General features: G+C 43.9%; 4 protein-coding genes. 3 read left to right on the top strand and 1 reads right to left on the bottom strand.

Going from position 1 to position 6,346, the window contains the following annotated elements; genetic code table 11:
• The 3 genes from DK188_RS09675 to DK188_RS09665 form a co-directional block, all read left to right on the top strand.
• A partial coding sequence (locus DK188_RS09675) for an MBG domain-containing protein (RefSeq protein ID WP_157963214.1) occupies positions 1 to 1,484 on the top strand: 1,484 nt, incomplete at its 5' end.
• 57 nt (positions 1,485 to 1,541) lie between these two features.
• Positions 1,542 to 2,507, top strand: coding sequence for a PorP/SprF family type IX secretion system membrane protein (locus tag DK188_RS09670; RefSeq protein WP_111670599.1), 966 nt, complete (start codon positions 1,542 to 1,544; stop codon positions 2,505 to 2,507).
• Positions 2,508 to 2,740: 233 nt separating this feature from the next.
• On the top strand, positions 2,741 to 5,620 hold the full coding sequence (locus DK188_RS09665; protein ID WP_157963213.1) for a CHAT domain-containing protein: 2,880 nt from the start codon (positions 2,741 to 2,743) through the stop codon (positions 5,618 to 5,620).
• An 8-nt stretch (positions 5,621 to 5,628) separates the two neighbouring features.
• On the opposite strand, the gene DK188_RS09660 is transcribed toward DK188_RS09665, so the two are convergent.
• The gene (locus DK188_RS09660; RefSeq protein ID WP_111670597.1) at positions 5,629 to 6,345 is read right to left on the bottom strand and encodes a tetratricopeptide repeat protein; all 717 of its coding nucleotides are present in this window, start codon (positions 6,343 to 6,345) and stop codon (positions 5,629 to 5,631) included.
• Position 6,346 lies beyond the last annotated feature (1 nt).

The following is a 6,346-nucleotide window of genomic DNA, read 5'->3' as shown; positions in this document are numbered from 1 at the left end:
GTGAAGCGAATCCAACCTTGACCTTTACCTACACGGGTCTAGTCAATGGCGATGAAAAAGTAGCCACCGAACCAAGTATCAGCACGACTGCGACCCTGAACTCAGGAGTCGGTACCTATCCAATCCAATTAACCGGAGCTGCTGATGCCAACTACAGTATCACACTGGTTGCGGGCGAAATGGAAGTGACCCAAGCAGGGCTGACAATTACGGCCACGGATAAGACCAAGGTCTATGGTGAAGCGAACCCGGCCTTGACCTTCACCTACGAAGGCTTGGTGAACGGCGATACGAAAGCATCCACCGAACCAAACATCAGCACGACGGCTATGCAAAGCTCAGGAGTTGGAACCTATCCAATCAACCTCACCGGAGGCTCCGACCAGAATTATTCCATCACGCTGGTGAATGGTTCCATGACTGTGAGTAAAGCAACTTTAGAAATATTGGCAAATGCTCAAACCAAGATCTTTGGTTCAAGTGATCCTGAACTGACCTTTACTGCTATTGGATTTAAAGGTTCTGACAACTTGAGTTCGATGTCTGGCAAACTGATCAGGGAAGCAGGTGAGCAGGTAGGTGTTTACTCCATTGATTTGGGTACACTCAAGTCAAGCAACAACTACGATCTCGAATTTACTTCGGCTCAATTCCAGATCATTCCTGCCGAGTTGATTGCGATCTCTGATCCTAATCCTATTTCGACACCATGGGGAGTCAGCCCAGCATTGCCAACAAGTCTGAACGCAGTCACAGCAGATGGACAAGTACTCCAACTCGCTGTTGCTTGGAATAGCGCACCACTTAACCTTTACAAACGTGGATCCTATTTCTTGTCTGGAATAGTCGCTTTGCCTGATGGAATTTTGAATCCTGAAAATCTAAAAGCTACCCTAGAGCTGAACGTGCAAGCGAAGGCAGCACCACAGGATGTGCTTTTGAGCAACGATGACTTTGATCCTGATCCGAAAAATTATTTCCAGGTGATTGGCAACTTCACAGTAATTGACCCAATAGACAGCGAGCACAAGATAAGCCTAGTGCCAGGGGCGGGAGACAATCAGCACTTTGAAGTGAAGGAAGGTATCCTGTTCTGGAGCAGTGCAGATGAAGCATCCGGCAAAATCAAATTTACTGTGATTATCCAGGTAGAGGATCGGGATGGCAACGTGATGGAGAAAACTTTCTCGATCAATCGTGGCAGAACAGACATCATGGAACTGGAAGTGTTCAACAGCTTCACTCCAAACGGAGACGGAGTCAATGATACTTGGGGAGTTCCAGATCTACGCTACTTCATCGGGGTGAGAGTACAGGTCTTTGACCGCAATGGAGAGCGAATCTTCTACACTGAAGATGCTAATGTCCGATGGGATGGAACTTACAATGGCAAGGAAATGCCTGCGGGTACTTACTTCTGGATAGTCGAAGTGATCGAAACTGGAAATGTGCGAAGAGGTATACTCACAATCCTAAAGAATTAAAAAATAAGGAATAGGTCCAAAACAAGGGTTTTACAAAAACTTCAAAACTGAAACGCAATGTCAAGTTTAAAATATCTTTCTTTAATCTTCTCACTGCTGCTGTTTCATACAGCGGCCTATGGACAGACGCGCAAGAATATCTCCCAATTTTCCCACTTTCAGAGTTACTTCAATCCCGGTTTGACCGGGTATGAGGGGTCGACTGTTCGTGGTTTTGTGCGAAATCAGTGGTCGGGTTTCGAGGGAGCACCGCAGACCTTCTTCTTCAGTACTGAGATCGATTTTGGTGAATTAGCCGGTGAAATAGATCCTGCCTTGATGGGGAAAAATGCAGCCTCAATCAACCTGCTTCACGATACCTATGGTGCATTTCGTGATACTGAATTGATGATCAGCTATGCTAGTAGGGTAAGATTGACAGAAAATCACAACCTACGGCTGGGAGTGGGAGTCAATTACCAATCGGTCAGACTGGATGGACATGCGATGACTACCGAGGAGCAAAATGATCCTACCTTAGGCCAATACGTTGGGTCATTTTCCAATATGCAGTTCTTGGATGCCAATATTGGAATGGCTTTGACCCATCGTAACTATTACTTTTCCTATGCGATTCACCGAATCAATGGTGGCAAGGCGAGTAGTGGAGATGACTTTTTGGAAGGTTATCCGGCAGAGCAGTTTGTACAGGTTGGATTCCGGGAAGCGCTTACACCCAACTTTGCAATTATTACAAATGCGTTCTTTCGAAGTCGAAGAGACCTGCCTAATGTCTTGGAATTGAATATCAAAGCATTACTTATGGACAAAGTTTGGGTGGGGGCGGGACATCGGATCGACAATGCCAGCAGTTTGCAGCTTGGATTTCTGACTTCGAAACTGAAAATGGGTTACCTCTATGAATTCCCGATGGGAAAGAGATACTTACTTCCGGGAAGCACCCATGAATTCACTGTGACGCTGAATTTGTTCCGATCCAATGTTAGGAATAAGTTTGAAAAAGATCAGGTATTGATCTGGTAACCGGAAATAAAAAACAGAAAAAACAGGGAAGGAGCAATCCTTCCTTTTTTTATATCATTAGGCCAAATGCCGTAAGAAGTGATCAGTATTTATTTTGAATAGGACGAATGGAGGCTTAAACTTTGACTTTAGATATTTCTTACATTTTAGGTTTTCGTTTTAGCATTTGGTACAAAAATCTTTAATTTGGTTTCATTCCTGAAAATTTTTCATCCCTTCATACTCCTCATAAGGTGCCGAAACTGAGTTTGTTTTTCTATTGGTCGCTGTCGGTTATTTTGCTTTTGCTTCAGACCGATTCCAAAATTCCCGAATCCAAAGAGACTCCTCCGACTGCATTTTCGCAGCGATTTGAAGAACTGAAAAATCAACGACAGGAACTTTCTCCGGAAATTCTCTTGCCAGAGATAGAAAAGATGGAGCAGCAAATACAATCTGGAGTTCAGAAAGCCAGTTCTGGAGAATTGCTTGAGTTTTATGTGCTATACCTGGAGATTTTGGGACTAAACTATCAAGCCAAAAAAGGATTGGAATTGGCCTTGAAGGTAGAAGAACTGCCTGAACTGCAGGCTCTTACTCCCTCCAGTTGGGCCCACTTCTATGCGACTCAGGGATTTTTATTGGATGAACTTGGCCAAACAGCCAAAGCGGTTCAGACTTATGAGAAGTCAATTGAACTTTACGAAAATGATGCCAATCCAGAGTTTCAGACTTTTGCAGAAACCTACAATAAACTTGGCTTTGCCTATTACAATCTGGGCTTTCAAAACAAAGCCATTTTCAATTACCATCAAGCTTTTGAGATTCTCAAGGATCATTTGCTTTCCGATCACCGAAATATGACCGAGGTAGTCAGAAATCTCTTTTATGTAGAATATGAATACGGAAACGAGCAAGGTTCCACCGAATTGGTCAACTTTTTTGATGGATACATCAAAACGGCTTCACTTACTGATACGATTGGATCGGAAGACATTCAGTACATGAAAATCAACCAGTATCTCAATAAATCGAGACTGCTTGAACTATTGCGTGATTCGGTGGGTATGATTGAGTTGGTAGATGAGGTGGATTATTTCATGCGTACATTGGATCCGGATTTTAGTTACGCGCATAGAAACTACCAATTGTCAGTCTATGAAAGTGCGGGTACGCTCTTTACAAACATTACAAATTATGGACTCTCCAAGAGCTACTACCAAAAAATGAGTAAAATCCCCTTGGATAATTTTTATCAGATGAAGTATGCGGCCAATCTCGCCATGGTCAATTACTATGATTCCGCCTTCACCCAGTCTCTGGAATATGCAGATGAAAGTCTCAAACTCTTGGAGGCCATGGGATACCGCGGTTCAAGTACATATACGGTAATGATCCTTAAATCTGAATTGTTGAATAATCTGGGAAGAGCAGAAGAATCCAGGGATTTGATTGTGAAGATTTATTCGGAACTGCTTGAGAGACCATTGACGGAGGCAGACTTGCAGGGTTTGGATTATCAGGAATTTGAGGGGATGAATACCGACCGACACATCACCATCATGATCCGAAGTGGGAATATCTATCGGGAATTATTCAAAAAGTCAGGTGATGCTTCGGATTTTGAGCGGGCATTTAACTTTTACAAGCTTGCGGCGCAGATGTTTCATGAGTATTATCTCAAAGGGTCCTACACTGCATGGCTTGAAAAACTGAACAAGGAGATAGAGGGCGGATTGTTGAGCTTGCTTGCTGAGCCGGACAGATTTGGTCAGGATACGGTACTCTCCACGCTCAATTTACTCGAACGTAATGCCTCACAGGAACTTTGGAAAAAATTTATCAGTAAAAACGAAGAAAGTCTCGGGAAAACAGCGGAAAGAATCAGTGAGTATAATCTCAAGCAAATGGAGCTAGAGAATTTGGCTGATTCACTCCAAGTAGAAAAAAAAGAACTTGAGTTGGCACTGGAAAAATTAGAACAGGCAATATCTTCCGAGCGGACCTTTGGCTTTTATTCCGGAGAAGATTTCGACTTGAGAGATTTTCAAAAATCCATTCCAGAGGACGAGCAGGTGTTGAAATATTATGTGGCAGATGCAGAGGTATTTGGAGTGCTGCTGAATTCCAATGAAGTTCAGGTCAGGAGACTGGGAAAAGCAAAGGAGCTAGAAGAACAAGTGAATCAGTTTCGCAAATCAATTCTCAATATTGACGACAAGTATTCTTCCCACGCACCAGAACTCTATCAGGACATCCTTTCTCCATTTTCGATTCAGGAAGGAAAAAGACTACAGATCATTCCAGATGACTTCCTTCACCTACTTCCATTTGAAGCCTTGAGTGAATCTGGGGCTGATTTTTTAATAGAAAAAATACCCATTGCCTATCAGCATTCATATAAACTGCTGAATTATCGCAATCCCGTCAAGTCCAAGTTTAACCCTGATTTCCTGATCGGATTTGCACCGTCTTACGAGGGAACCCAATTTAGTTCGATTGAAAACAACCTGGAAGAAACCGAACGCATCGTGTCTTACCATTCTGGTGAGGCTAAAGTAGGCCAAGAGGCCAGCAAACGAAACTTCGTCGCCAGTCTGGCGAATTATCGAATTCATCACCTTGCCATGCATACCGAGCAGCAGGAGACGAATTACGATCAGTCAGCCTTGGTTTTTTCCAATGCGGAACTACTGAAACTGGATGAATTGTATCGGATGAATTTCCCATCCGAACTCGTCGTCCTCAGCGCTTGCAACACGGGAGTTGGGCAGATGATGCCGGGAGAGGGGCTGAGCAGTTTGTCAAGGGCTTTGACTTTCTCTGGTGTGAAAAGCAGCGTCTACAGTCTCTGGGAAGTGCCTGACAAGGAGACCTCGGAATTGATGATTTTTTTCTATGAAGAAATCAAAAAAGGAATCCCGAAGGATCAGGCTTTGGCTCAGGCCAAGCGTAGATTTCTCAGCGAGTACCCGCTGAAAAATCACCCGATTTTCTGGGCAGGATTTGTGATCAACGGACAGTTGGATCCTATTCAGGCTTCCCTATTTCCGGCTTGGATGGGGATTGTGAGCGGATTGATTTTGGTGGTGCTGATCCTTCTGTTTTGGTTCAAAAGAGCCAAAAAACCTTGATTACTGCATTATTCCAGGGATTTCAAAATTTCCTCAGCTGAAGTTTGAAAAGGATTGGCACTTCCAGACGTAACCTGAAGTGCTGCTTTTCCCTTGTCCAGCATGTTTAATTTGAAATAGCCCAAGGCCTCATACCAAGATGCGATTTCTTTAGAATCAGAGCTTGCTGGTACAAGATTTAAAACCGGAATTGCTTTCTCAGGTCTACCGAGCTCGAGTTGGCAAATACCCAAATAGAGCAGGGCATATTCAGCGTCAGGTTCATTTTTAAGTTGTTCAAAAAGCACAGCAGCTTGCTCAAAATTTCCATTGTCGTAGGCCAAAAAAGCCTGGGCTTTTGGATCAACTGAACCTTCGCCCCGGGTACTGGGAGCGATGAGATTCGGGTAGGTTTCATAATGTCTGGCGTACAGTTTTTCACCCGGAGACATAGACAGGGTCGTCCACAGGAAGTATCCAGCCAGTACAACCATACATGCCGCAGCGGCGGAAAAAAGCCAGGACTTGACCCTGCTTTTCGGTTTGGCGGAGTTATCTTCAATTTCATCTAGAAATCCCCTGAGATTTTCACGCTCAGAAATCGTGATGGCAGCTTTGATTTTGCGCTGAGCCTCGAGTTCAGCTTTGTACTCCGGATTTTGGGCAATCAGATTTTCGAAAATCTTTTGATCTTCAGGACTTAGCGTTCCTTCCAAATAGGCGTTGATTAATTCCTCCTGATCCATG

The sequence above is a fragment of the Algoriphagus litoralis genome (assembly GCF_003259255.1).
Taxonomy (GTDB): domain Bacteria; phylum Bacteroidota; class Bacteroidia; order Cytophagales; family Cyclobacteriaceae; genus Algoriphagus; species Algoriphagus litoralis.
Note: the sequence above shows the minus strand (reverse complement) of the source record. Positions and strands in the feature narration are given on the sequence as shown.

Coding starts and splice junctions, on each gene's coding strand:
- DK188_RS09670 (WP_111670599.1), top strand. CDS start 1,542: ATGTCAAGTTTAAAATATCTTTCTTTAATCTTCTCACTGCTGCTGTTT.
- DK188_RS09660 (WP_111670597.1), bottom strand. CDS start 6,345: ATGGATCAGGAGGAATTAATCAACGCCTATTTGGAAGGAACGCTAAGT.